Raw genomic sequence first — 26,597 nt, 5'->3', positions numbered from 1 at the left:
CTGATGTTCCTGATTTTCCTGCGCTCGCTCGTCTTCAACGTGCTGTTCTACGCCGTGCTGGTGTGCCTGATCATCGTGGCGCTGCCGACCTTCGCCCTGCCGCCGCGCACCACGTTGACGGTCGCCAAGTGGTGGGCGAACGTCACGCTGGTCCTGATGCGCGTGGTCTGCAACATCAAGGTGGAGTTCCGCGGGGTCGAGAAGATCCCGCAGGGGCCGCTGGTGGTCATCGCGAAGCATCAGTCGTTCTGGGAAACGTTCGTGTTGCCGGGCTTCTTTCATCATCCGATCTTCATCCTCAAGCGCCAGCTCATGCAGATCCCGGTGTTCGGCCAGTTCCTGGTCAAGACCGGGATGATCGCGATTGATCGCAATGCAGGCGTGAAGGCGCTGCTGGACATGACGCGTCGCGCGCGAGAGGCGGTTCGCGCCGGCCGCCAGCTCGTCATTTTCCCGGAAGGCACCCGCCGCGCGCCTGGGGCGCCGCCGGACTACAAGACCGGCTTTGCGCAGATCTATTCGTCCTGTGGGGTGCAATGCCTGCCGATCGCGCTCAATTCCGGCCTGTTCTGGCCGCGCCGGACGTTCATGCGCTATCCCGGCACGTTGGTGGTGGAGTTCCTCGATCCGCTGCCGCCCGGCCTGCCAAAGGACCAGTTTCTCACGCGCGCGCAAGCCGCGATCGAGGGTGCGACCGGGCCGCTCGTCGAAGCGGGACGCAAAGAGCAGGAGCAGTTGATCGGACGCGCGCCGAGCTACGCGTCGTCGGGACGTTAGCGGCTCTCTCGGGTCTCGTCCGGAGCCTGGGCGTGCACCGGATGCGCCTCGCCATGCAGCATCGTTGCGAGCTGATGCAGCTGCGTGTCGCGAAAGCCTTCGGCCTCGATCGCCTTCACGGTCGCCGTCACATAGTCCCTGTTGGCACCGGACTGGCCGTGACCCTGCAGCACATGGCGATGCTGATCGGCGAGCGACAGCCGGCCGGCATATTGCACGTGACCCCGGTCGACGACATAGGCGAGCGCCGAGACGCGCTCGCGCGCCTCGTTCTCCAGCCACACCGAGCGCATCACCTCGCGATAGACCGAGGTCACCTGCTCGCGCGCGCGCAGATAAGCGACAACGTCGGCGCGGTTCTTCTCGGCGACGCGGAAGGCGATGCCGCGGCAGGCGCCGCCGCGGTCGAGTCCCAGCACCAGACCAGGCTGCTCCGGCGTGCCACGATGCACGAAGGAATAGACGCAAAGCGCGCGATGCTCGCCGACCAGCCGGGCCGGGACGCGCTCCTCGAATGCGAAGCCCGGTCGCCACATCAGCGAACCGTAGCCGAACACCCAGAGGTCGCCCTTGGCGGTGGCCACGTTGGGGAGGGTGATTTCAGACATTTCGGGCACGGCTACCAGAACCAGCCCTCCAAGCGAAGCGAATTCTCCGCCTTTTGTTGGGGGCAAAGCCCGCTTACATTTGACAAAATCTGGGGTCAAAGGGTCGCCGCATGTCCGATATGACCGTTGCCGCAGGCCGGCGCTCCCGCCGGGGGCTCTTCATCGCTCCCGTCCTCCTCCTGATCCTCGCAGCCGCCTGGAGCGGCTTCTGGTTCTATGCGGCCTCGCAGGCCGAAATCGCGGTCGATGCCTGGCGCGCGCAGGAGGCCAAATCCGGCCGCATCTATGACTGCGCCAAGCGATCGGTCGCGGGTTTCCCGTTCCGCTTCGAGGTCCAGTGCTCCGGCGCCAGCGTTGCCCTGGTCTCGCAGAACGCGAGCAAGACGCCGTTCACGGCGCGGCTCGACAACATCCTCGTCGTCGCCCAGGTCTATGACCCCAGGCACGTCATCGCCGAATTCTCCGCGCCGGCAACGCTGGTCGACGGCGTCACGCAAAACACCTTCGTGGTGAACTGGAGCAAGGGCCGCAGCAGCGTGATCGGCTTGCCGGCCATCCCGGAGCGCGCCTCGATCGTGTTCGACGATCCCAGCCTCAACAGGCTTGACGGCTCCGTGCAGGTGCCGCTCGCGCGAGCCAGGCAGATCGAACTGCACGGACGTCTCGCCGATGGATCACCGGCCGATCATCCGGTGATCGAAACCGTGCTCCAGGTCTCGCAAGCCAGCATCCAGGGCGTCCATCCGCTGCTCGCCGAGCCGTTCGAGGCGGATACGCGCGCGAAGATCACGGGCCTGTCGGATCTCACGCCAAAGCCGTGGCCGCAGCGTTTCCGTGAGATCCAGGCTGCCGGCGGTCATATCGAGATCGTGCAGTCGCGGATCCAGCAGGGCGAGATGATCGCGGTCGCGGCCGGCACGCTCGGCCTCTCGGCCAATGGCCGACTGGACGGCGAATTGCAGATGACGGTGACCGGCCTCGAGCGCGTCATCCCGGCGCTCGGCATCGAGAAGATGCTCGAAGACGGCGTGCCTCAGGCAACGCTCGATCGTGTTGCGCCCGGTGTGAAGACGAAGGACCTCAACAATCTGTTCGGTGCGCTCGATCGCGCCGTCCCCGGCCTTGGCAAGGTGATCAAGCAGAACGCCAACGCGGGTGTTGCCGCCGGCATCAACTCGATCGGCACCGAGAGCACGCTCGAGGGCAGGAAGGCGCGAAGCTTCCCGCTGAAATTTGTCGACGGCGCTGTCCTGCTCGGCCCGATCAAGGTCGGCGAGATTCCGCCGCTGTACTGATTCCCGTAGCCCGGATTGCGCTTCGCCCCATCCGGGCTACGAACCTCTGAACGCACGTCACGATCTCTTCGCCAGATCGTGATCACGCATCGGGAATGCGAAGCCGCAACGCCCGTTCTCTCTCCATGCCGCCCGCATGATGCCGCGGGCTCCTCAGGCAGGAGAGACATTCTTGACCACATCAAAACTGTTCGTTGCCGCCATCGGCGCCACGGCCGCGTTCGCGACGCCTGCGTTCGCGCAGTGGCAGCCGCGGCAGCCGGCCGCTTCTGATCGCAATCACGCGAGCCCGGCAACACGCGATTCCATCGCCTATGCGCCTTCCGCGACATCACCGCGCCCCACGGTGATCCGCACGACCAAGGGCCACTAGCCGCCATCCCTTGAGACGCGCATCGCGGAGTTGGGCCCGGCCATGTCCCGGTCGGGCCCAACGCGCGTTGCGTCAGATGCGCAACGATCGCGCGCGTGCGGATCGGGGAAGCCGCAAAAATATTCCGAACATGATCGTCAGGAAAACGTGATGCAGAAGATGCGCCTCGCCGAGAATAACAGCACGCTTATTCGCATCACTCCACACCAGGGAAGCACGCACGCGCCGGGGGCGCGACGACCAGAACCTGCTTCCCCAGTGGAGGGAGGCTTACGTGCGGATCATCAACTACGGACTGATGCTGGGACTACTCGCTGCCTGTTCGGGACAGGCGCGTGCCGACGACAATGTCACGTCGGAAATCCAGGCGTTGAAGGCGAAGCTCAGGGAGCTGCAACAGAAGGTGGATTCGGAGGCGCGTAAGACGCGCCAGGTCGAGGCGGCGCAGTCGAGGTCCGTGCCGGTGCCGGCGACCTACAAGGCGCTGCCCGTCGATCCCTGCGCGTCAGGCAAGATCTGCTACAAGGGCATCACGCTGACATTCGGCGGCTGGGTCGATCTCACCGGCATCTACCGCTCGCGCAACATCGCCTCCGACACCGGCTCGGTCTACAATTTCATCCCCTACCAGCAGGCCCACAATTTCTATGTCCCGGAGACACGGTTCTCCGCGCGCCAGAGCCGGTTCTCCGTGCTCGCCGAAGGCAACGCCGATCCCGATACGCATCTCGCCGGTTACGGCGAAATCGATTTCGAGGGCGCGGCGCAGACGGCAAGCTCGGTTGCGACGAACTCCTTCAATCCGCGCATGCGGCAGCTCAGCCTCGAGCTCGACCGCACCGATCTCGGCCTGCACTTCCTCGCCGGCCAATCCTGGTCGCTGAACGCGCCGACCAAGACGGGCATCGATCCACGCGGCGTCGACGCGCCCGGCGTGATCGATTTCGAATCCGTTCCGGGATTTTTGGCGGCACGGCAGCCCGGCTTGCGCGTCTGGCAGGATATCGGGCCCGAATTCAAGATCGCGGCATCGGTCGAAAATCCGCAGACCGCGTTCTTCGGCGGCAACACGCCGACGGTCGGTACGCCCGCGGTGGGCCCGCAAGGCGTGCTCAACCCGAACCTCCAGGTCAACCTCACCGGGCCGGGCGGCAGCTTCTTCAACAACCTCAACAATGTCAGCCTGAACCAGGTGCCTGACGTCACCGCGAAGGCGGCGTGGGATCCGCGGCTCGGGCCCTACAAGCTGCATGTCGAAGCCTGGGCGCTCTATCGCCAGCTGTTCGACCGCTTCAACGGCGCCAACCACACCTACGACACCGGCAGCTTCGGCGGCCACGTCTTCGCGGAGCTGATTCCGAAGACCCTCGACCTGCAGCTCTATGGCGCGCATGGCGTGCTTGGTCGCTTCACGGCGACGCCGTTCCCCGATGCCGCCGTGGCGCAGGACGGCACGGTGCTGCCGCTGACGATCACGGCGGCCGCCGTCGGCCTGATCTGGCACGCAACGCCGAGCCTCGACGTCTACAGCTACGCGGGTCTCGAAAAAGCCAAGGCCAATTTCGCCAATGTCGGCACCGTGCCATTTGGCTACGGCAATCCGCTCTACAACAACACCGGCTGCTTCACCGAGAACACGCCGGCCGCGACCTGCAACGGCAACACCAGGGAAGTGCGGCAAGTCACCGCCGGCATCTACGACACCATCTACCAGGGCAATTACGGCACGCTCAAAGCCGGCGTGCAGTACTCCTACACGCAGCGGCTCGCCTTCGCCGGTGTCGGCGGCGCGCCCAAGACCGACGACAACATCGTCATGACGCAGATCCGCTATTATCCGTTCTGATCTCCTGTGAGTGGCAATTGTCCGGCGGTGTTCTGATGCTTCGGCTCGCGCATGTCGTCGCCCGGCTTGGCCTGGCGATGACGGGCGCGGTCGGCGCCACCTTCGTTGCCGCCTTGCTGATGCGGGCCGAGCTGCCCTGGTTCGACACCGTCGAATTCACGGTGCTTCTGATCGTGCTCGGAATGATCGGCGCCTGTCTCGGGACCGACATCCCGCGCTGGCCGCAGCTTCAGGCCGGACCGGCCCATCGATCGCCTGCAATCGGTCTTGCCGGCGCGACCGGCACGTTCCTAGCGGCTGGCGCGGGTCTGCTCGCGCTCTATGCCTTCGTGTTCGATGAGACGTCCGATCCCGCCGGCAATTTGTTGTTTGGCGCAACCTGGATGCTGGGCGTATCCATGCAGATCGGCGCCGGCCTGATCGGTCGCCGCCGTATCGCGCAGGTCAAAGACGGCTAGCTCGACTTCTTGTCGAGCTGCCCGTGCTGTCGGCCGAAGTCGGGCGCGGCCGAATCCTGGCCGATCTCGACGATGCCGCGGCGAATGGCGCGGGTCCGGGTGAAATGGTCGAACAGCGCCTCGCCATCACTGCGGCGGATGGCGCGGGTGAGCTTGGCCAGATCCTCGGTGAAAGTGCCGAGCATCTCCAATACGGCGTCCTTGTTGGCAAGGAACACGTCGCGCCACATGGTCGGATCGGAGGCCGCGATACGGGTGAAATCGCGAAAACCGCCGGCGGAGAATTTGATGACTTCCGACTCGGTCACCTGCTGCAGCTCGTCGGCGGTGCCGACGATGGTGTAGGCGATCAGATGCGGCAGATGGCTGGTGATCGCGAGCACGAGATCATGATGATCCGGCGTCATCACCTCGACCTTGGCGCCCATCGCCGCCCAGAAGGCGCGCAGATGCGCGACAGCGTCGGCATCGACGCCTTCCGGCGGTGTCAGGATGCACCAGCGGTTGATGAAGAGCTCGGCGAAGCCGGAGTCGGGTCCCGAATGCTCGGTGCCCGCCACCGGGTGCGCAGGCACGAAATGAACGCTCTTCGGCAGATGCGGCGCCATGTCCTTGATGACCGCGCCCTTGACCGAGCCGACGTCGGAGATGACGGCGCCGGGCTTCAGATGCGCGGATATCTCCTGCGCGACCTCGCCGCAGGCGCCGACGGGAATGCAGAGGATGACGAGATCGGCATCCTTCACCGCTTCCGCATTGGTCGCGACGACCCGGTCGACGATGCCGAGCTCGAGCACGCGCGCGCGCGTCTTCTCCGAGCGCGCGGTGGTGACGATCTCGCCAGCCAGGCCCTGGAGCTTCGCGGCGCGCGCGATCGAGCCGCCGATCAGGCCGAAGCCGATCAGCGCGACGCGCTGGAAATGCGGGTCCACGCTCATTTGCCGGCCATGAAGTCGCGCAGGGCCTCGACGACGAGGCGGTTGGCCTCCTCGGTGCCGATGGTCATGCGCAGCTGATGGTGCAGGCCATAGTTCTTCAGCGCGCGCAGCACCAGGCCGCGCCTGGTGAGATAGGCATCGGCGGCATCCGACGTCTTGCCGGTTTCCGGGAAGTGGATCAGCACGAAATTGGCGACGCCAGGCGTCACCTTCAGCCCGAGCTTGGTGATCTCCTCGGCGAGCCAGTTGCGCCAGGTCTCGGTGAACTGCTTCGACATCGCCTGGTGCGCGGTGTCCTCGATCGCGGCGACTGCGGCGTACATTGCCGGCGTCGACACGTTGAAGGGGCCGCGAATGCGGTTGACGGCGTCGATGATGTGCTCGGGGCCGAACATCCAGCCGACGCGCAGCGCGGCGAGGCCGTGGATCTTGGAGAAGGTGTGCGTCACCACCGTATTCTCCGTGGTGGCGACCAGCTCGATCCCCATCTCGTAATCGTTGCGCGAGACGTAGTCGCAATAGGCGGCGTCCAGCACCAGCAGCACATGCGAGGGCAGGCCGGCGCGCAGGCGCTTGACCTCGTCGAACGGGATGTAGGTGCCGGTCGGGTTGTTGGGGTTGGCGAGCCAGACCAGCTTCGTTTTCGGCGTCACCGCTTTCAGGATCGCGTCGACGTCGCAGGTCAGGTTCTTCTCGGCTGCGATCACGTTCCTGGCGCCGACCGCCATGGTCGCGATCGGGTAGACCAGGAAGCCGTGCGTGGTCGAGATCGCCTCATCGCCGTGGCTGAGATAGGTGTGGGCGAGCAGATTGAGGATCTCGTCCGAGCCGGCGCCGCAGATGATGCGATTTGGATCGAGGCCGTAGTGGCGGCCGATCGCCTCGCGCAGCACGCGCGAGGTCCCCTCCGGATAATCCTCCAGATGATCCGCGACGCGCTTGAAGGCCTCGATCGCCTTGGGCGAGGGTCCGAACGGCGTCTCGTTGGCCGAGAGCTTGAACACCTTGCGGCCCGGTTCCGGCACCGGGGTCTTGCCGGGCGTGTAGGGCGCAATATCGAGAATGCCGGGATTCGGCACGGGGCGGGACATCTTCAACTCCGAAAGTGGCTCAGGCGGTACGCGATTTACGATTTCGGCCCGGTCTGGGGCACCGTATAGCGCGTTGCGTGGCTGCCGACGAGGGCCGTGGACCGCACCGAGGCCCCCGCTTCGATCAGGGCAGCCTTGATCTTGTCGATACTGGTGGCTGACGTGACCGAGACCAGCAGCGCCGCGCCGTCGAAGGCGGTATCGGGCACCGCCACGATCTCGGCGAGCGGCGACAGCGCGCGCGCAACGTCGGCGTTCCACCCCGACACGCGCACGCTGAAGGTCTCGACCTCCGTCACCACGGCGCTGTCGGCAACACGCGAGATCGCGAACACGGGCAGCGCCGCCGGATGGTCGGCGCGCTCGACGAACGGCATGCGCGCGATGATCTTCGGCGCGCCTTTCGCTTCGAGCTCCAGCCACCACGGCGTGCGGCTCGATGTCGCCGAGACCAGCGCCAGATCGCCCTTGGATTTCGCCACCGCCTCGACCGCGGCCTGCGCGCTGAAATGCGCGACGTAAGGCACCGTGAAGCCGAAATGGAAGCGCACGGAATCGCGCATGGCAGGTTCGCTCACCGAGATGTCGGCATGCACGGAGAACGGCGCCTGGACATAGGTGAAGGTCGAGATGATGACGCGCCAGATGCTCTCGACCGTGTCGAGCGGCAGGATGCCGCGATGGCGCCGCACGATGTCGCGCATCATCGCAGCCTCGCGCGCCGGGCGGAACGCCGAACCGACCTCCTGGGTCTGCTTCACCTGGATCAGGCGGTCGATGATGTCGCCGCGCTGCATCAGGAGGCGGTGCATGTCCGCGTCGATCGCGTCGATCTCCTTGCGCAATTCCTGGAGCGATGGTGGCGCGGGCGGACGTTGGGACATATCTGAAAGGAGCTGTTGCGGGGCTGAGGGCTGGGTTCTGATTAGGCAGGATGGGCGGCGAAAGCAAAGAGAAATGACGAACCTGCCGTGCCGCCCGCAAACAGGCGATTTTGGTTAATCCGGACCACGACTTGACGAAATCAGCCCAAGCCGGTAGGTTTTTGCCTGTTCCGTGGTCATTTGAGCCGGCCGGCTTGCAGCCACGTTAAAAAACTCGCTAAACAGGCCGGGGACGCTTCCGATCCCGGCCGAACCTATCGTTCAGGCCGGGTTTTTCATGGCCTGATGTCAGTCGCGATCGGAAAGTCCGATCGCAAACGAGGTCGATGGTCAGAGATGGTTGGCGTCAAGTCCGTACCCAGTCCCGCGATCAGTGCCGACGATCGGTCGCATGAGGTCGATCATCCGAGTTCGGAGGTCGCGCGGTTCGGCGCCGACCAGCCGCTGCGGCTCGACTGCGGCATCGATCTCACCCCGTTCCAGATCGCCTACAAAACCTACGGCGAGCTCAGCGCCGACCGCTCCAACGCGGTCCTGATCTGCCATGCGCTGACCGGCGACCAGCACGTCGCCAATGTGCATCCGGTCACCGGCAAATCAGGCTGGTGGGACACGCTGGTCGGCCCCGGCCGGCCGCTCGATCCCGCCAAATACTTCATCGTCTGCTCCAACGTGATCGGGGGCTGCATGGGCTCGACGGGACCTGCCTCGATCAATCCGGCGACCGGCAAGGTATGGGGTCTGGATTTCCCCGTCATCACCATCCCCGACATGGTGCGCGCTCAGGCGATGCTGATCGATCGGCTCGGCATCGACACGCTGTTCGCCGTCGTGGGCGGCTCGATGGGTGGCATGCAGGTGCTGCAATGGACCGCCGCCTATCCGAAGCGCGTGTACTCTGCGCTGGCGATCGCCTGCTCGACGCGCCACTCCGCGCAGAACATCGCGTTCCACGAACTCGGCCGCCAGGCCGTGATGGCCGATCCCGACTGGCACAATGGCGCCTATGCCGATCGGGGTATCCATCCGCATCGCGGCCTCGCGGTCGCGCGCATGGCCGCGCACATCACCTACCTGTCGGACGCCGCGCTGCATCGCAAATTCGGCCGCCGCATGCAGGACCGCGAACTGCCGACCTTCTCGTTCGACGCCGATTTCCAGGTCGAGTCCTATCTGCGTTATCAGGGCTCGTCCTTCGTCGAGCGCTTCGACGCCAATTCCTATCTCTATCTGACGCGCGCGATGGACTATTTCGACATCGCCGCCGACCATGGCGGTGTGCTGGCGAAGGCGTTCGCGGGCATCCAGACCCGGTTCTGCGTGGTCTCCTTCACCAGCGACTGGCTGTTCCCGACCGCGGAATCGCGCGCGCTGGTGCACGCGCTGAACGCGTCGAGCGCGCGAGTCTCGTTCGCCGAGATCGAGACCGATCGCGGCCACGACGCCTTCCTGCTCGACGTGCCCGAATTCTTCGACATCTCCCGCGCCTTCCTGCAATCGGCTGGCAAGGCGCGCGGGCTCACCAACAAGGACGGCTAGCGATGTCTGTGCAGGAAGTGCTGCCGCTCGAGGGCCTCGTGTCCGAGCCGTCGGGGTCGTTTCGCGCCGACCATCTGCTGGTCGCCGAAATGGTCAAGCCGGGCTCGAAAGTGCTCGACGTTGGCTGCGGCGACGGCGATCTGCTTCAACTGCTGGAGACCCGCGGCATCGACGGCCGCGGCATCGAACTGTCGCGCGAGGGCGTCAACCGCTGCGTGGCCAAGGGCCTGGCGGTGGTGCAGGGCGATGCCGACACCGACCTCGTCAATTATCCGGACGATGCTTTCGACTACGTGATCCTGTCGCAGACGCTGCAGGCGACGCGGCAGCCCAAGGTCGTGCTGGAGAATCTCCTGCGCATCGGTCGTCGCGCCATCGTCTCGTTCCCCAATTTCGGTTTCTGGCGGATGCGGCTCCAGCTCCTGGTCGGCGGTCACATGCCGCGCACGGAGAATCTGCCGGCGAGTTGGTACGACACCGCCAACATCCATTTCTGCACCATCAAGGATTTCGTCGAGCTCTGCGACGCGATCGGCGTCAAGATGGAGCGCGCCGAAGCGCTCGACCTCTACGGCCGCCCGCTGCGACTGCGCTTGCCATGGTGGGTGTGGAACCTGTTCGGCGAGCAGGGCGTTTTTCTGCTGAGCCGCGGGCAGGGGAAGTGATCCAGCGTTGCCGTCCCTGGAGTTCGGACGATGCGAAGGCCGGCAAGCCCGCAAAACTACGGGCTCAATGGAGTTGCGAGCCGATTTTTTTGCGTCGGGCGCCTCGCGTCGCTAAAATCTTGAGAGCGATTCGTGTTTTGCTCTTGATGTGCATCAACTCGCACGGCGTTTGCAGGACTAGACTTTGAATTTCTTTGAGGTCGCGTTTCGACCACAGGTCCACTTGCAATTGGGGATTCTGTGAAGCGTCTTTGCGGGCCAGATCGGCCAGCGGGCGTCTGGCATCATTGTCGGAACACGGTCGATGCCGATGGCTTTCGAGCAGGAATTTGGGGTACGGCAACTCGTCGAGGAATTGCTCGGCGCGGGGCATTTTTCCTGGGACCTGAATAGCGGCAGCGTGCGATGGTCCCGCGGTCTTTTCGCATTGTTGGGGCTTGATGCCGCAGGCGCAGAGCCGCGCATCGAGCAACTCGAACGAGCTATATATCCTGACGACAGGCATCTGTTTGTCGGCATGGAGCAGTTGCTGCTGCGATCGATCGCCGTCGAGCGGGAATTCCGGATCGTCGGCGCCGGCGGCCGGCTGCGATGGATCATGCTCAAATGCGAGCCGCTCGTCGGCCCGGATCGCACCTTGAGATGGGCGGTCGGCGTCTGCTGGGATGTGACGCGCCACCGCGAGGATGTTCTGCTGCTGCAGCAAAATCAGCTGCGGCTTCAATCAATCGCGAACCTGGCGAACGTGCTGTGTTGGGTGGCGAAACCAGACGGCAATCTGGTCGATTTTCTGAACGCGTCGGAGCGGGGTCATTTCGCCGGACTCGGCACGTCTCCCGATTGGACCAGATTGGTTCATCCCGAGGACGTCGAGACATTTCAGGAGGCATGGCGACGCGGCATTGAACGCCGAACCCGGTTGTCGATCGAGTTCAGAATGCTCGGCACGGACGGTGCTTCCTTTGTTTGTTGGCTCCTGGGGGCGCCCAGTCTCGATTCGTCAGGCGCTATCATCGAATGGAACGGAATTTTACGAAGGCTCGACGATCCCGACGAACTTCTCGTGGCGGATCGGGGATTTCTGTCGGGAGCGCAATTGCGGGGCGCGCGCGGAATTCTCAGTTGGTCGGTCGAGCGCCTGGCGCAAGAGAGCGGGGTTCGGCCCGGCACCATCAGACGTCTCGAGGAATTTGACGGACAATCCCCGAACGATCGTCCCGAACTGCAAAGGCTCGAACAAGTGCTGTCCAATTCCGGCATCGAGTTCGTGTTTGCCAGGGACGGAAAGCCGGGGCTGCGGCCGAGGTGACGTGGCGGCGCGAGACGATTGCGGGTCGCGGTATGGCCGATCACGCAGGATCAAAAATTGATCTCGCAGCCGCTCAATCGACTAAATTCTTCTTAGCCAATCTGCAAGGCCGGAAGTGTAAACGTGATGGAGTCAGATCATGAAATCATTTGCATGAGCTTCGTGGCCTGGATCGGAGCCTTTAGTCGTATCTGCCGTAGCATGGCGCAGTTCGAATCGGTTTTCGAATGGCCTCATGGCGGATGGGCAAGCGCTCCGATCGTCGGCTTTGCTCTGCCGCTCGGAAAATTTGGGAGTGAAGATCATGTCGGATTCCAGCATTGCAAAGCGGCTTTCATTCCATCGAATCGACGCGGATGCGATCGACGCGCTGCGCGCGGCCAAGCCATTCGTTTTGCAGGTTCTGCCGGGAATACTGGACGAATTCTACCAGCACGTCGGTCAGTATCCCGAAACCGTCAGGTTCTTTCGCAATCGCGAGCACATGGCTCATGCCAAGGAGATGCAGCTTAAGCATTGGGGAATCATTCTGGACGGTGGATTCGACGATGCCTACGAGACTTCGGTGACGCGGATCGGTGAAGTGCACAACAAGCTCGGCCTCGAGCCACGCTGGTACATCGGCGGATACAATGCGCTCGTGTCCAGCCTGATTGCCGCCATTGCGGAGCGCATGTCCGTTCGCTGGTTTGATCGACAGGGGCAGATCAGGAAGGTGACGTTGCAACGCGCCATCGTGAAAGCGGCGATGCTCGACATGGACATCGCAATCTCGGTCTACATCGAGGCCGGACGACGCGATCGAAAGGCGCTGCTGAACAGGCTGGCGATTGAATTCGAATCGGCGGTTGGCAGCGTCGTGTCGATCGTGGCATCGGCCGCCACCGAACTGGAAGCTTCAGCCCGGAGCCTGCAGGCGGCAACCGACCTGACCTCGAGCGGATCGGGCGCGGCGGCCGCCGCGTCCGGCGATTCCATGGCCAACGTCAACGCCGTGGCCGCGGCTTCCGAACAACTCTCCAGTTCGATCTCGGAGATCAGCAGGCGGGTCAACGAATCGTCTGTCATCGTCAGCAAGGCGGCCGAGGGGGCAGAGCAGGCGGCGCATAAGATCGACATGCTGTCCGCAGCCGGCCAGAAGATCGGAACGATCGTCGACCTCATTACGAATATCGCATCGCAGACCAATCTGCTGGCATTGAATGCCACGATCGAGGCCGCCCGGGCGGGAGAGGCGGGGCGGGGCTTTGCCGTCGTCGCATCCGAGGTCAAGGGGCTGGCCGAGCAAACCGCCAAGGCAACGGCGGACATCGCAAGCCAGGTCGGAGACATCCAGAGTTCGACGACGGATTCGGTGAAGGCAATTTCCGAGATCAACGAGGTGATCCGGTCCATGTCTGAAGTCTCGACCGCGATCGCGTCGGCGGTGGAGGAGCAGAGCGCCGCTACGGGCGAGATCTCCCGCAATGCGCAGCTTGCCGCCAGTGGAACGCTGAGCGTATCGCAGAGCGTCGAGCAGGTGAAGCGAGCCGCAGGTGATGCCGGAGCGACCTCGGCGCACGTGCTGACCGCCGCGGGCGAGCTTTCGCAGCAATCCGAGTTGTTGCGAGCAGAGGTTTCCAAGTTTCTGAATACGGTCCGGGCCGCTTAGGGAATATCCCTAAAGCACGATGTTGTTTTGGTTGAATCGACGCGAACCGAGAGCTCAGATCACCTCTCCCGCGGGGAGAGGTCGGATCGCATCGAAGATGCGATCCGGGTGAGGGGTTTCGGTCTCACTGGGTGCCGCGGCCCCTCACCCGGACGCCGATCGAACCTGACTCCATCATGCTTTTAGCCTCCCGCCAGCGAGCGCGGATCGCGTACCGGCCAGCGGCCGGCTTCCACCAGCGTCACGAACCGCTCCACGCTCTCGTTGAACAGAGCCGGCTCTTCGAGATTGAGCACGTGGCCCGACTTCGGAAACATCGCAAGGCCAGCGGCGGGCAGATGCTTCTTCAAGAACAGGCTCGCCCCGACGCAAGGATCATCCTCGTCGCCGCAGATGATCAGCGCGGGCGTTGCCACCTTCCTGATTGCATCTGTCAGCGTGTAGATCGACGGACGGCCGCCCTGAAAGCCGCGCATCGTGTTTGCCGATCCCTTGGAATCGTGCCGCGCCAGGGCGGCGTAGAAATCGGCGTGGCCGCGCGGGTCCTTCACCAGGAAGGGAATCCGGCTCGGCGCCTCGCGCGTGACCTTTGCGACTTCGGCGGCGCCCAGCGTCTCGAACTGCTCGGCATTGGCGTGACATTGCTTGCGCCAGGCTTCCAGGTTCTGAAGCTCCGAGCCTGAGCCGACGCCGGCGAGCGTCATCGACAGCGCGCGCTCCGGGGCGTTCAGTCCGATCTGCAGCGATGAGTAGGCGCCCATCGAGAGGCCGACGAGATGCGCGCGCTCGATTCGGAGATGATCGAGCACGGCAAGCGCATCGGTATAGAAGCGCGTATAGCTGTAAACGTCGCCCGCCGGCACGTCCGACGGCGCGTAGCCGCGTGCGGAATAGGTGATGCAGCGGTGACCGCGCGAGAAGTAACGCATCTGCGGCTCCCAATTGGTGTAATCGGCCGCGAACTCGTGAAGAAAAATGATCGGCGTTCCCTGACCCGCTTCTTCGAAATAGATGCGGACGCCGTCCCTGGTCGTGGCGTGGGGCATTGATTGTTTCCCTCTCTGCAAGCCGTGGCCTCAGGATCGCAGTTAATGCTGATGTCCGCAATGAGGCAGCATCGAACCAGCATTGCCGCAAAATCATCGCAGCTATTCGCGCTCGCCGCGTCTTTTTCTCGCCACATGGGGCGGCTTAACGGCCCTATCGATGTTGGCCATCGCACGGGCCGACTTGGGAAGTGGGGGTGTCAACGAAGGATGAAGAATGGTTGAGTTGTTTGCGTCGCGCCTGTCGCGTTGTGGTATCGCGCCGGCGCTGTTCCTCGCGGCTTTTGTCGCGTTCGTTTCTCCGGCCTCAGCGCGGCCGCATCATCGTCATAGCGCAGAGCGGCACGCTTACGTGCATCACGCCAGCAGATATCATCACGTCAGGCATACGGCGAGCGGCTCGCGCTTCGAGCGCAGCGCGGCGGCGTTGCAGGCCGGCGGATTCATGAACACGCAGGCCAGCTATGATCCGAGCGCCAATGCCGGCGCGAGCATGGGCGGTGGCTTCGGCGGCGGGTCGGGCCTCGTCTCCGAGGCGCGCCGCTATCTCGGCGGCAACCCCACCGGGCGCGGCAGCCTGTGGTGCGCGCGCTTCATGAACATGGTGCTTGAGAAAACCGGCCACCACGGCACCGGATCGGACATGGCGAATTCGTTCGCGCATTACGGCACGCGTGTCTCGGGTCCGCAGGTCGGCGCCATCGCGGTGATGTCGCGTGGCGGCCGCGGCGGCCATGTCGGCATCATCACCGGCATCGACGCGCAGGGAAATCCGATCATGATCTCCGGCAACAACGGCAACCGCGTCCGCGAAGCGCCGATCTCGCGCGGCCGGATCTATGCGTATGTGATGCCGAACTAGCGACGAGGTCGCCGCAGGGCGGGCAGAGGCAAGAACCGCCGTGCCCACCTGTGGCGTGTCGACGCTCGAGAGCAAGCGTGGTGGGCGCGCGTTTGCTGTGCCCATTGCGGCAGCCTGGCCCTGATGTTGCGACGCTATTGTTGAAGGCGTGCGGTGATGTGGCCTTTGACGGGCATCGGCATGTCGCTTGCCGGTGCCGGCAGCGCCAATCTGGGCAGGACTTCGTTCCGCAGGGCGGCGTCGATGTCGGCGTCGCCGGATGGTTTGGCCAGCTCAACCCGGGTGACGTGTCCCTTCGGATCGACCCATATCTCGCACCGGACCTCAAAGGATTTGCCGCGGGTCCTGGCGTTCGCTTTCATCCCCGCCTCCAGCGCGCTCTGGACGGCGCTGGCATAGGCTCCCCAGCGATTGCCACGTGACCTCGGCGCATCAGACTGAGCCGGATTGTCCGAACCGCCAAGGTTGAGCGGTGGTGGTTGGTCCGGAGACCGATGGCTGGGTTCGGCGAGAGGCTTGCCGATCGCCGGCGGTGGCGGCAGGTCATCGTCAGGCGGCGCTTTGCCGGCATCCTGCGCCCACGACGGCAGGCTCAATGCCAGCAGGCCAACGGCTGGCGCCAATGGCCAGCGCCGCGACCGGGTCGGCGTAGCAGCGATCTTGCAGTCTCGCAGGTACGAAGGAAGCATGCGCACCGTTGGCCAACGTTGATTGGGTTCTCAACGTTAGACGACCGGGACGGGAACAATCCGCAAAATGAGACGGGCCTTGCGGCTCACACCAGCTTCGGCGCTTCCACGGCCACCGCATCGCCCACACCGATCTCGCCGTCGGCGGTAACTTCGGCATAGATGCCGCAGTCCATATGGCCGAGATGGCGCGACAGCGTCGGCGGTATATCGAGGTCGCGCTTTGCGGTCTCCGGATCGACATTGGTGGCCGGGCAACGGACGATGCGCTTGACCACTTTGAGCCGGGCCTGCCCGATCGCAAGCGTCTGGCCGACGAGGTCGAGCTCGGACCAGGCCGGCCACCCCGTCACGTAGAGATTGCCGCGGAAGCGCAGCGGATGCACGGCAGTGCCGCCGAGCATGGTTTCGATGGCACGGACGCTGTTGATATTGATGATCGAAACGACCTTGCGGGCGACGTCGGAGAAGCTGTGGTCGCGGCCGGACAGCACTTTGGGCGGCCCCTTCAGCTCCGGTTGAAAGTTCTTCGTGAAGTAGTCCTCGATCGCGGCGCGCCCGGCGGCGGTCTCGAGATCGCCACTGGCGACGATCTGGCCGTCCTTGCGGATGGTCAGGCGGTTGGTCGCGTCCTCGAAACGGCTCTCGAGGGAGGCCAGCCGCTCATAGCGGGCCAGCATCAGAAACTGGATCTTCGGCTTCCACTCGGGAGCCTCCGGATCGAAACCGCTCGGGCCGTTCTCGATCGCATAGCGGCGGTCGGCTGGGAAGGTCTGGCCGGTTCGCAGGGCAACCCGAGGCAGGGGTTCCGGCGTCAGGCCCTTGATCGGGTAGCGGTAAAGGCCGGTGATTTCGGCCGTCTGGCTCGATGGCTTTGCGTTGAGGTTCATGGGCCTACTTAGGAGATTCTGACCGCGTCCGCCAAGCATGCTGATCGGCGCACGAAATTGTGAACGCACCTCTTCCGATCCGAGAGAATGCTTCCCACATCTCGGTCAGGCCGGCGCCAGCGCCGGCTGATAACGACCGTCTGATGCGTTGAGGAACGTCAACGTATCGAGCGGGAAACCCAGTGAAGATGCTGTTTGGGGTGCCTGAGAGGGCCCCAAGGGCAGGCCGAGGGAAAGACAACGAAATGAACATCGATAAATATACCGAACGCTCCAGGGGCTTCATCCAGTCCGCGCAGTCGCTTGCGGTGCGCGAGGGGCATCAGCAGTTTTCGACGCTTCACGTGCTGAAAGTGCTGCTGGACGACAATGAGGGCCTGGCTTCCGGCCTGATCGACCGCGCCGGCGGCAATTCCCGTGCAATTCTGAAGGCGACCGAGGAGGCCCTCGGCAAGGTGCCGAAGGTCTCTGGCGGCGGTGCCGGCCAGATTTATCTGGCGCCCGAGCTCGCGCGCACTTTCGATGCCGCTGAAAAGGCCGGCGAGAAGGCCGGCGACAGCTTCGTCACCGTCGAGCGGCTGCTGCTTGGCCTCACGCTGGAGAAGACCAGCGAGGCCGGCGCGATCCTGAGCAAGGGCGGTGTCACCCCGCAAAATCTCAACGCGGCGATCGAGGCGCTGCGCAAGGGCCGCACAGCCGATTCGGCGACGGCAGAGAACGCCTATGACGCGCTGAAGAAATATGCCCGCGACCTGACGCAGGCTGCGCGCGACGGCAAGCTCGACCCCGTCATCGGCCGCGACGAGGAAATCCGCCGAACGATTCAAGTGCTCTCGCGCCGGACCAAGAACAATCCCGTCCTGATCGGTGAGCCCGGCGTCGGCAAGACCGCCATCGCCGAGGGCCTCGCGCTGCGCATCGTCAACGGCGACGTGCCGGAGAGCCTCAAGGACAAGAAGCTGCTGTCGCTCGACCTCGGCTCGCTGATTGCGGGTGCGAAATATCGCGGTGAGTTCGAGGAACGGCTGAAGGCCGTGTTGCAGGAGGTCACGTCTTCCGAAGGCGGCATGATCCTGTTCATCGACGAGATGCACACGCTGATCGGTGCCGGCAAGGGCGATGGCGCGATGGACGCGTCCAACCTGCTCAAGCCGGCGCTGGCGCGTGGCGAACTGCACTGTATCGGCGCGACCACGCTCGACGAGTACCAGAAGCACGTCGAGAAGGATGCGGCGCTGGCGCGGCGCTTCCAGCCGATCTTTGTCAGCGAACCCTCGGTCGAGGACACGATCTCGATCCTGCGCGGCCTGAAGGACAAGTACGAGCAGCACCATGGCGTGCGGATCACCGATTCCGCGCTGGTGGCGGCGACGACCCTGTCCAACCGCTACATCACCGACCGCTTCCTGCCGGACAAGGCGATCGACCTGATGGACGAGGCCGCGGCGCGGCTGAAGATGCAGGTCGATTCCAAGCCCGAGGAGCTGGATTCGCTCGATCGTGAGATCATCCGGCTCAAGATCGAGCAGGAGGCGCTCAAGAAGGAAAGCGACCTCGGGTCCAAGTCCCGGCTCCAGACGCTGGAGAAGGACCTTGCCGAGCTCGAGGAGAAGTCGGCCGCACTGACGGCGCGCTGGAGCGCAGAGAAGAGCAAGCTCTCCGACGCCCAGAAGCTGAAGGCCGAGCTCGATGGACTACGTGTCGAGTTGGCCAACGCCCAGCGGCGCGGCGAATTCCAGAAGGCCGGCGAACTGGCCTATGGCCGGATCCCGCAGCTCGAAAAGCAACTGGCCGAGATCGAGGCGAAGGAGAATTCCGGCGAGATGATGGAGGAGGCTGTGACCGCCAACCACATCGCGCAGGTGGTCTCGCGCTGGACCGGCGTGCCGGTCGACAAGATGCTGGAGGGTGAGAAAGAGAAGCTCCTGAAGATGGAGGAGCAACTCGGACAACGCGTCGTCGGCCAGGCCGAGGCCGTCCGTGCGGTCGCAACCGCCGTGCGCCGCTCGCGTGCAGGCCTGCAGGACCCGCACCGGCCGACCGGCTCGTTCATGTTCCTGGGGCCGACGGGCGTCGGCAAGACCGAGCTGACCAAGGCGCTCGCCGAATATCTCTTCAACGACGAGACCGCCATGGTCCGCCTCGACATGTCCGAGTACATGGAGAAGCATTCGGTCTCGCGGCTGATCGGCGCGCCTCCGGGCTATGTCGGTTATGATGAGGGCGGCGCTCTCACCGAAGCGGTGCGGCGCCGGCCTTATCAGGTCGTGCTGTTCGACGAGATCGAGAAAGCGCATCCCGACGTCTTCAACGTCCTGTTGCAGGTGCTCGACGACGGCCGACTGACCGATGGCCAGGGCCGGACCGTCGATTTCCGCAACACGCTGATCATCATGACCTCGAACCTCGGTTCGGAGTATCTGGTGAATCAACCCGAGGGCGAGGACACCTCGGCCGTGCGTGAGCAGGTGATGGGGATGGTGCGGGGACATTTCCGCCCCGAATTCCTGAACCGCGTCGACGAGATCATCCTGTTCCACCGCTTGCAGAAGAGCGAGATGGGCCGGATCGTCGAGATCCAGTTCGCACGGCTGCAGAAGCTGTTGACCGATCGGAAGATCGTGCTGACGCTCGATGCTGCGGGCCGCGACTGGCTCGCCGCCAAAGGCTGGGATCCCGCCTACGGCGCAAGGCCGCTCAAGCGGGTGATCCAGCGTTATCTGCAGGATCCGCTCGCCGAGATGATCCTGGCGGGCGACGTCAAGGACGGCGATCATGTTGCGATCTCGTCCGAAGGCAATGTGCTGACCTTCAACGGCAAGGCGCCGCAGACCGCGGAGATTGCCCAGTTCGAGGCGCCGGTGCCAAAGCGCAAGCTGAACTGAGCCCCGATTGCCGACGTGAAGTGAAAAACGCCCCGGAGAGGATGTCCACTCCGGGGCGTTTCGTTCAGCGTCGTCGGAAAATCTAGCGGTTGGTGACCTGGAGCGGGCCGCCGGTGGCGTCCGACATGCGGGCGATGGCGCCGCCCCGGCCGCTCATCATGCCGTCGAGCCGGTCGCGCTCCTTCTCGAAGCCAGCGAGCATCGGGCCTTCCAGCGAACGGCCGCGCGGCAGCTTCACGCGCATCGGGTCGACGAAGCGGCCGTTGACCAGGATTTCGTAGTGGACATGCGGGCCGGTCGACTGGCCGGTCGAGCCGACGAAGCCGATCACCTGGCCCTGGCGCACCTTCTTGCCGGGCTCCATGCCCTTGGCGAAGGCCGACATATGGCCGTAGGCCGTCTCGTAGCCGTTGTTGTGCTTGATGCGGACGTATTTGCCGTAGCCGCCTTCGAGCTGGGCCTTTTCGATCACGCCGTTGCCGGCGGCGAAAATCGGCGTGCCGTAGGTGGTGGCCCAGTCGACGCCGGTGTGCATCTTCACGTAGCCGAGAATCGGATGGCGGCGGCCGCCGAAGCCGGAACGCATGATCGCGCTGTTGACGGGCTTGCGGACCAGGAACTTCTTCGCGCTCTTGCCGGTCTCGTCGTAGTAGTCGACGACGCCGTCGTCGGGGCTCTGGTAGCGATAATATTTCTTGGTTTCGCCGCCGACGGTGAGCGAGGCGAACAGCACTTCGCTCTTGTCGACCGCCGCCGAGCCTTCGTCTTCGCCGGCGTAGAACACGTCGAACGAGTCGCCAGGCTGAACCTTGCGCTGGAAATCGACGTCGTAGGAGTAGATCTTGATCATGTCGTCGATGACCGGCATCGGCACTTTGTTGCGCATCGCGGTCTCGTAGATGCTCTGGTAGAGCCTCACGCCGCTGCCGTCATCATCGTCATCGTCTTCGCTGCTGGTGTTGGCCGCAGCATCGGCGACGGTGTTCATGCTGGAAACGTCGACCGCGACGTATTTGCCGAGATCGGACAGCGCCGCGATCGCCTCGACCACGGTGTCGTTGGCGACGACGACGCGATAGGGCTGCAGCCTCGCGCCGGGGCTTGCGGGCGCCATCAGGATGCGAAGCTTTTCGCCGTCCTTGAGGCCACCATCGCGGCCGCGCGGACCGAGGGTTGCGGCGATCGATTTGATTTCGTCAGGCGTGGCGCCGAGATCGCGCAGCACGGAGGAGACCGAGTCGCCCTTCTTGACGACGTGGACACGCTCGCCGGTGGGATTGCCGCCGGTGATCTGCTCCTTGGTCTTCGGCAGCAGCGTGACGTTTTCCGGCACCACGCGCGTCTCGAAACCCGCGTACGGATCGGACGGCGACACCTCGGTGGCGTAGGCCATCTTCATCTCGGACCTGTTGGGATCAGGCCTGCCGGTCGCGCCGGAGACGTCGGCAGCCGCATTGGCGAGCGAAGCGTAGCGCACCCCGCCATTGCCGCGCCAATTGGCGGCATCGCGCACCCGCATCAGGATGTCGTCGAGCGCCACCACCGCGGCAATCTTGGCCTTCGGCAGCACCGGCGAGAGATCCTTGGTGACGAAGGAAACCTCGGCGTCGGGCTCGACGGCCTCGGGGTTGTTGGGATCGTCGGTCGCGGTCTTCGGATCGGAGCCGACATCGGTGAGCATGCGCTGCGCGTTGAACGGCGGAATTTTCGCCGACAGATCACTCGTCGTCATCGACAGATTGCCGGCGATCCGCACGAAGGGGCGCACCCGCATCACGTCGCGGTTGCCGACGCGGGCGACCGTCGAGACGCGCACGATATTGCGCGAAGCGGTCGAGTCGTTCGGCGGCGGCAGACGGTCGCTCTTGTGCAGCGTCGCCGTGCGATCGGCCGCGCCGAAGGCACCACGCAGCGCGCCCTCGACCCGCTCGGGCACCTTGGCGAAGGTCATTTCGCCGTCGAGAGACGCGAAAACGGCGCCGCCGATCAGGGCTGCGCCGCAGAGTCCGGTCAGAATTGTTCCGCTGAACCATTGCACCGAGACGCGGCGGCGATCGATGACGGCAGCTTCCGAACCATCGACGGATAGCGGCGGCTCGTGGCCGAGATCGATGATCCCGGTCTCACGCCCGTAAGCGCCGCGTGACGTCCTCTGGTTCAACCCAAGTCCCCCAATCAACGACCCGAGCCCCTTCGCCTCAAACCTTCCCAGGTCGCCCTCTTGAAGGGGCATCGCAGGAAAAGTCATAACCGCACAGGTGCTCGCGCTCAGAAGGCCCCAAGACAGGGCCCGGCCGAAATTACGAACAGCAAGGCAGGTGAAGGTCTCTCGATGTCTTTCGAATGTCCGAAGAAGGTCGCGTCATTGTCAGATCGCCTTCTCTGAACCCCACGAAAATCGCTGGCAGCCCCCACTGGCGTCCCCGCGATTCAAGCTTGTGTCATACCAGAACGCCGCGGGATTGTGGCTCTAGTACGGCGCACAGTATGGAAAAAGTTTCCTGAACGACGGGGCTTAGGAACGGGCGGCAGGAGAGGCGCCCCGGCCCGCATCGGCCCCATTCGCATCCCCTTGAGGGACCCCTCAAGAGCCTCTCCTGGGCCCCCTTCCGAGCCCTCCGGGGCCCAATTTTTTTTCAGAATTTTTGCCGTGCGCCTCCGCCTCGCGCCGCCGACGGCCTTCTAATCGATTGGAATCGCTGTATCTTTTTCGACAATCCACTGTGCGACGATTTGTTGACGATTGGCGTTGACAGCCCGGAAGGTGGGGCCTATAACCCCAACCACTGAGCGCGGCGCCGCCGGGTCACTGACCAAGGCGAGCGAACGCGCCACTGATGCTCCTCACCTTGTTGAGTGACACAACAACCGACACCATCGGTTGGAGTCATTCGGCGTCGGTAAGGGTGTCGGAACCCTTCCACTCTGGAAGGTTGGGGCCTCCTGGTCCCGGGCTGTTTGACAAGTGAAGATGAAGAAAGAGAAACGTGGACGGCGGAGTCCTTGCGCCTCTCGGACTACTTGAGAGCTTCGGCTTTTGAGTTCTGAGAGGGGACGAAAGACTTCGGCGGTACACGTTTTAAAGGAAACACCATCGTTGCCCGCGATGTGAATCGCAGGCAGCTCGTCGATTTCGGTCGACAATGGTGGGACCTCGTCAAACGTTGTGATCAGCCGGTTCAAAGTTCAAGTCCAACTTGAGAGTTTGATCCTGGCTCAGAGCGAACGCTGGCGGCAGGCTTAACACATGCAAGTCGAGCGGGCGTAGCAATACGTCAGCGGCAGACGGGTGAGTAACGCGTGGGAACGTACCTTTTGGTTCGGAACAACACAGGGAAACTTGTGCTAATACCGGATAAGCCCTTACGGGGAAAGATTTATCGCCGAAAGATCGGCCCGCGTCTGATTAGCTAGTTGGTAGGGTAATGGCCTACCAAGGCGACGATCAGTAGCTGGTCTGAGAGGATGATCAGCCACATTGGGACTGAGACACGGCCCAAACTCCTACGGGAGGCAGCAGTGGGGAATATTGGACAATGGGGGCAACCCTGATCCAGCCATGCCGCGTGAGTGATGAAGGCCCTAGGGTTGTAAAGCTCTTTTGTGCGGGAAGATAATGACGGTACCGCAAGAATAAGCCCCGGCTAACTTCGTGCCAGCAGCCGCGGTAATACGAAGGGGGCTAGCGTTGCTCGGAATCACTGGGCGTAAAGGGTGCGTAGGCGGGTTTTTAAGTCAGGGGTGAAATCCTGGAGCTCAACTCCAGAACTGCCTTTGATACTGAAGATCTTGAGTCCGGGAGAGGTGAGTGGAACTGCGAGTGTAGAGGTGAAATTCGTAGATATTCGCAAGAACACCAGTGGCGAAGGCGGCTCACTGGCCCGGTACTGACGCTGAGGCACGAAAGCGTGGGGAGCAAACAGGATTAGATACCCTGGTAGTCCACGCCGTAAACGATGAATGCCAGCCGTTAGTGGGTTTACTCACTAGTGGCGCAGCTAACGCTTTAAGCATTCCGCCTGGGGAGTACGGTCGCAAGATTAAAACTCAAAGGAATTGACGGGGGCCCGCACAAGCGGTGGAGCATGTGGTTTAATTCGACGCAACGCGCAGAACCTTACCAGCCCTTGACATGTCCAGGACCGGTCGCAGAGATGTGACCCTCTCTTCGGAGCCTGGAACACAGGTGCTGCATGGCTGTCGTCAGCTCGTGTCGTGAGATGTTGGGTTAAGTCCCGCAACGAGCGCAACCCCCGTCCTTAGTTGCTACCATTTAGTTGAGCACTCTAAGGAGACTGCCGGTGATAAGCCGCGAGGAAGGTGGGGATGACGTCAAGTCCTCATGGCCCTTACGGGCTGGGCTACACACGTGCTACAATGGCGGTGACAATGGGATGCTAAGGGGCGACCCTTCGCAAATCTCAAAAAGCCGTCTCAGTTCGGATTGGGCTCTGCAACTCGAGCCCATGAAGTTGGAATCGCTAGTAATCGTGGATCAGCACGCCACGGTGAATACGTTCCCGGGCCTTGTACACACCGCCCGTCACACCATGGGAGTTGGTTTTACCTGAAGACGGTGCGCTAACCGCAAGGAGGCAGCCGGCCACGGTAGGGTCAGCGACTGGGGTGAAGTCGTAACAAGGTAGCCGTAGGGGAACCTGCGGCTGGATCACCTCCTTTCTAAGGATGGCTCTTCAGAAGCTTGCTTCTATCGAGCTGTTTTAGAAACATCAGGGGCCAACAGATCGCCAGATCGTTGAGCTCCATTGGCGGGATTTCGCCGTCTACGTTTCTCTTTCTTCGCGGACGAACACGCGCTGGGCCTGCACGCAGCAGGATCCGGGGTCCTTGACGGGATATGCGTTAGGGGCTTGTAGCTCAGTTGGTTAGAGCGCGCGCTTGATAAGCGTGAGGTCGGAAGTTCAAGTCTTCCCAGGCCCACCAGCCTTCGCGCTTCGCTGCTTCGGCTAGGCAATCCCTTCGAGACGAAGGCTGCCGCGCCGTAGCTTTGGCGAAGGCGGGCTAATCAAAAGAGCATTCGTCTTCTGGTTACGGGGCCATAGCTCAGCTGGGAGAGCGCGTGCTTTGCAAGCATGAGGTCGTCGGTTCGATCCCGTCTGGCTCCACCAGATGGTTTGATCATCGACTGATCGTGCACCTGAATCGTCCGCGAAACATCGCTTCGCATCCTGCTCGTCTGGATAGACAGCAAGATGCGTGTTTTCTGACATCGTAAAGAGGAGATCGATCCGAGTTGGGTCGTGCAGCAGATTGTTGCGCGAATCCTTCATTATCTCCGGATCATTTTCGGCGCTCGCGCGTCCTTCAAGGTCAAACTTGAAAGACATGTGGGTTGTAAAATGATCCTTTTAGCGAAGCTTGACCGCCTCGCTATCGGAACGATCTTACGAAGCAAGCTGGTCTTTCTAATCATTGTCCGGCTGTACGTAGCGTTCATCGAGGGCGCGCGCCGCAAGGCAATCGTACAGACAACATTCTGCCGAGTGTGTGGACATTGATAATGAGAGCAATCAAGTGCCTTAAGGGTGTTCGGTGGATGCCTTGGCGCTGAGAGGCGATGAAGGACGTGCTACGCTGCGATAAGCCGTGGGGAGCTGCGAAGAAGCTTTGATCCGCGGATTTCCGAATGGGGAAACCCACCTTCGATAGCCGGAACTCCAAGACCTCTGGTCTTGGTGTTCGACCAGAAATGATCGGGACCATGACCGCGAGGTTTTGGATTTCCGGTTATCAAGAGAAGGTATGAGACTTCTGAATACATAGGAGGTTTCAAGCAAACCCAGGGAACTGAAACATCTAAGTACCTGGAGGAAAGGACATCAACAGAGACTCCGTTAGTAGTGGCGAGCGAACGCGGACCAGGCCAGTGATACATCAAAGACAATCGGAACCAGTCAGGAAAGCTGGGCCTCAGAGGGTGATAGCCCCGTACGAGTAATGCGATGATGTATCCACGAGTAAGGCGGGACACGTGCAATCCTGTCTGAACACGGGGGGACCACCCTCCAAGCCTAAGTACTCCTCAGCGACCGATAGTGAACCAGTACCGTGAGGGAAAGGTGAAAAGCACCCCGACGAGGGGAGTGAAATAGACCTGAAACCGGACACCTACAAACAGATGGAGCCCAAGATACGTTCTGGGTGACATCGTACCTTTTGTATTATGGGCCAGCGACTTAATTTAACGAGCAAGCTTAAGCCGATAGGCGAAGGCGTAGCGAAAGCGAGTCTGAATAGGGCGCCAAGTTCGTTGTATTAGACCCGAAACCTAGTGATCTAGCCATGAGCAGGTTGAAGGTGAGGTAACACTCACTGGAGGACCGAACGGGTGCCTGTTGAAAAAGGCTCCGATGACTTGTGGTTAGGGGTGAAAGGCCAATCAAACTGGGAAATAGCTGGTTCTCCGCGAAAGATATTTAGGTATCGCCTCGGATGAATACCTCAGGGGGTAGAGCACTGGATGGGCTAGGGGGACTTACCGTCTTACCAAACCCAACCAAACTCCGAATACCTGAGAGTACTATCCGGGAGTCACACGGCGGGTGCTAACGTCCGTCGTGGAGAGGGAAACAACCCGGACCTACAGCTAAGGCCCCTAATTCGTGGCTAAGTGGGAAAGGATGTGGAAATCCCAAAACAACCAGGAGGTTGGCTTAGAAGCAGCCATCCTTTAAAGAAAGCGTAACAGCTCACTGGTCTAAATAAGGGTTTCTGCGCCGAAGATGTAACGGGGCTCAAGCCACGAGCCGAAGCTTAGGGTGTAGTCCGCA

19 protein-coding genes, 2 tRNA genes, 2 rRNA genes and 1 riboswitch (1 of these 24 only partly in view) are annotated in these 26,597 nt (G+C 62.7%); of the genes, 15 read left to right on the top strand and 8 right to left on the bottom strand.

What is annotated here, in order from left to right:
• Positions 1 to 3: 3 nt before the first annotated feature.
• Positions 4 to 777, top strand: a complete 774-nt coding sequence (locus JQ621_RS08490; RefSeq protein ID WP_212233990.1) for a lysophospholipid acyltransferase family protein — start codon at positions 4 to 6, stop codon at positions 775 to 777.
• Here the strand turns inward: JQ621_RS08490 and JQ621_RS08485 are convergent.
• Entirely contained in the window at positions 774 to 1,385 is a 612-nt protein-coding gene (locus tag JQ621_RS08485; RefSeq protein WP_212233989.1) for a gamma-glutamylcyclotransferase, read from the bottom strand. The two genes, JQ621_RS08490 and JQ621_RS08485, sit on opposite strands and share 4 nt — an antisense overlap.
• A gap of 110 nt (positions 1,386 to 1,495) precedes the next feature.
• On the opposite strand from JQ621_RS08485, the gene JQ621_RS08480 reads away from it, so the two are divergent.
• From JQ621_RS08480 to JQ621_RS08465, 4 genes are all read left to right on the top strand, one after another.
• A complete protein-coding gene (locus JQ621_RS08480; protein WP_212233988.1) occupies positions 1,496 to 2,680 on the top strand; it encodes a DUF2125 domain-containing protein in 1,185 nt (394 codons plus the stop codon).
• Between the two features lie 172 nt (positions 2,681 to 2,852).
• Positions 2,853 to 3,053, top strand: a complete 201-nt coding sequence (locus JQ621_RS08475) for a hypothetical protein (RefSeq protein ID WP_212233987.1) — start codon at positions 2,853 to 2,855, stop codon at positions 3,051 to 3,053.
• Between the two features lie 274 nt (positions 3,054 to 3,327).
• Positions 3,328 to 4,899 (top strand): hypothetical protein, encoded by a 1,572-nt coding sequence (locus JQ621_RS08470; protein WP_212233986.1) that lies wholly within the window; start codon positions 3,328 to 3,330, stop codon positions 4,897 to 4,899.
• A gap of 17 nt (positions 4,900 to 4,916) precedes the next feature.
• Entirely contained in the window at positions 4,917 to 5,357 is a 441-nt protein-coding gene (locus tag JQ621_RS08465) for a hypothetical protein (protein WP_212233985.1), read from the top strand.
• On the opposite strand, the gene JQ621_RS08460 is transcribed toward JQ621_RS08465, so the two are convergent.
• From JQ621_RS08460 to JQ621_RS08450, 3 genes are read right to left on the bottom strand one after another with little or no spacing between them, the layout of a single operon-like run.
• Positions 5,354 to 6,295 carry a prephenate/arogenate dehydrogenase family protein gene (locus JQ621_RS08460; protein ID WP_212233984.1) on the bottom strand — a complete coding sequence of 314 codons (942 nt, stop codon included), beginning with the start codon at positions 6,293 to 6,295 and terminating at the stop codon, positions 5,354 to 5,356. The two genes, JQ621_RS08465 and JQ621_RS08460, sit on opposite strands and share 4 nt — an antisense overlap.
• Positions 6,292 to 7,386: a histidinol-phosphate transaminase gene (hisC, locus tag JQ621_RS08455; RefSeq protein WP_212233983.1), complete on the bottom strand. Its 1,095-nt coding sequence runs from the start codon at positions 7,384 to 7,386 to the stop codon at positions 6,292 to 6,294. The genes JQ621_RS08460 and hisC overlap by 4 nt, the downstream gene beginning before the upstream one ends.
• Before the next feature lie 35 nt (positions 7,387 to 7,421).
• Positions 7,422 to 8,270, bottom strand: a complete 849-nt coding sequence (locus JQ621_RS08450; RefSeq protein WP_212233982.1) for a chorismate mutase — start codon at positions 8,268 to 8,270, stop codon at positions 7,422 to 7,424.
• Positions 8,271 to 8,432: 162 nt separating this feature from the next.
• Positions 8,433 to 8,512: riboswitch (SAM riboswitch) on the top strand.
• 94 nt (positions 8,513 to 8,606) lie between these two features.
• Between JQ621_RS08450 and metX the strand changes: the two genes are divergently transcribed.
• The 4 genes from metX to JQ621_RS08430 all read left to right on the top strand — a co-directional run bounded on the left by metX (position 8,607) and on the right by JQ621_RS08430 (position 13,434).
• Positions 8,607 to 9,809 (top strand): homoserine O-acetyltransferase MetX, encoded by a 1,203-nt coding sequence (gene metX / locus JQ621_RS08445; protein ID WP_212233981.1) that lies wholly within the window; start codon positions 8,607 to 8,609, stop codon positions 9,807 to 9,809.
• 2 nt (positions 9,810 to 9,811) lie between these two features.
• Positions 9,812 to 10,474 carry a methionine biosynthesis protein MetW gene (gene metW / locus JQ621_RS08440; protein WP_212233980.1) on the top strand — a complete coding sequence of 221 codons (663 nt, stop codon included), beginning with the start codon at positions 9,812 to 9,814 and terminating at the stop codon, positions 10,472 to 10,474.
• Positions 10,475 to 10,778: 304 nt separating this feature from the next.
• A complete protein-coding gene (locus JQ621_RS08435) occupies positions 10,779 to 11,783 on the top strand; it encodes a PAS domain-containing protein (RefSeq protein WP_212233979.1) in 1,005 nt (334 codons plus the stop codon).
• Between the two features lie 304 nt (positions 11,784 to 12,087).
• Positions 12,088 to 13,434 carry a globin-coupled sensor protein gene (locus JQ621_RS08430; RefSeq protein WP_249124974.1) on the top strand — a complete coding sequence of 449 codons (1,347 nt, stop codon included), beginning with the start codon at positions 12,088 to 12,090 and terminating at the stop codon, positions 13,432 to 13,434.
• 182 nt (positions 13,435 to 13,616) lie between these two features.
• Here the strand turns inward: JQ621_RS08430 and JQ621_RS08425 are convergent, their stop codons facing one another.
• Positions 13,617 to 14,480 carry an alpha/beta fold hydrolase gene (locus JQ621_RS08425; RefSeq protein ID WP_212233978.1) on the bottom strand — a complete coding sequence of 288 codons (864 nt, stop codon included), beginning with the start codon at positions 14,478 to 14,480 and terminating at the stop codon, positions 13,617 to 13,619.
• Between the two features lie 217 nt (positions 14,481 to 14,697).
• On the opposite strand from JQ621_RS08425, the gene JQ621_RS08420 reads away from it, so the two are divergent.
• A complete protein-coding gene (locus JQ621_RS08420; protein ID WP_212233977.1) occupies positions 14,698 to 15,342 on the top strand; it encodes an NlpC/P60 family protein in 645 nt (214 codons plus the stop codon).
• A 134-nt stretch (positions 15,343 to 15,476) separates the two neighbouring features.
• On the opposite strand, the gene JQ621_RS08415 is transcribed toward JQ621_RS08420, so the two are convergent.
• Both JQ621_RS08415 and JQ621_RS08410 read right to left on the bottom strand, forming a co-directional pair.
• Entirely contained in the window at positions 15,477 to 15,965 is a 489-nt protein-coding gene (locus tag JQ621_RS08415; RefSeq protein ID WP_212233976.1) for an energy transducer TonB, read from the bottom strand.
• A 152-nt stretch (positions 15,966 to 16,117) separates the two neighbouring features.
• Positions 16,118 to 16,921, bottom strand: coding sequence for an MOSC domain-containing protein (locus JQ621_RS08410; protein ID WP_212233975.1), 804 nt, complete (start codon positions 16,919 to 16,921; stop codon positions 16,118 to 16,120).
• A 245-nt stretch (positions 16,922 to 17,166) separates the two neighbouring features.
• On the opposite strand from JQ621_RS08410, the gene clpB reads away from it, so the two are divergent.
• Complete coding sequence (gene clpB / locus JQ621_RS08405) at positions 17,167 to 19,806, top strand: ATP-dependent chaperone ClpB (RefSeq protein ID WP_212233974.1); 2,640 nt, start codon at positions 17,167 to 17,169, stop codon at positions 19,804 to 19,806.
• Positions 19,807 to 19,888: 82 nt separating this feature from the next.
• On the opposite strand, the gene JQ621_RS08400 is transcribed toward clpB, so the two are convergent.
• Entirely contained in the window at positions 19,889 to 21,967 is a 2,079-nt protein-coding gene (locus JQ621_RS08400) for a M23 family metallopeptidase (protein ID WP_212233973.1), read from the bottom strand.
• Between the two features lie 1,032 nt (positions 21,968 to 22,999).
• Here JQ621_RS08400 and JQ621_RS08395 point away from each other — a divergent pair.
• From JQ621_RS08395 to JQ621_RS08380, 4 genes are all read left to right on the top strand, one after another.
• A 16S ribosomal RNA gene (locus tag JQ621_RS08395) occupies positions 23,000 to 24,486 on the top strand.
• A gap of 187 nt (positions 24,487 to 24,673) precedes the next feature.
• A tRNA-Ile gene (locus JQ621_RS08390) sits at positions 24,674 to 24,750 on the top strand.
• Between the two features lie 109 nt (positions 24,751 to 24,859).
• Positions 24,860 to 24,935: transfer RNA gene (locus JQ621_RS08385), tRNA-Ala, on the top strand.
• A 400-nt stretch (positions 24,936 to 25,335) separates the two neighbouring features.
• Positions 25,336 to 26,597: ribosomal RNA gene (locus tag JQ621_RS08380) — 23S ribosomal RNA — on the top strand; it runs 1,584 nt beyond the window's last position.
• Together the 16S and 23S rRNA genes with 2 tRNA genes alongside form the textbook arrangement of a ribosomal RNA operon.

This window comes from Bradyrhizobium manausense (assembly GCF_018129685.1).
Classification (GTDB): Bacteria; Pseudomonadota; Alphaproteobacteria; order Rhizobiales; family Xanthobacteraceae; genus Bradyrhizobium; species Bradyrhizobium manausense_D.
This window is presented reverse-complemented; position numbering and strand designations above follow the sequence as displayed.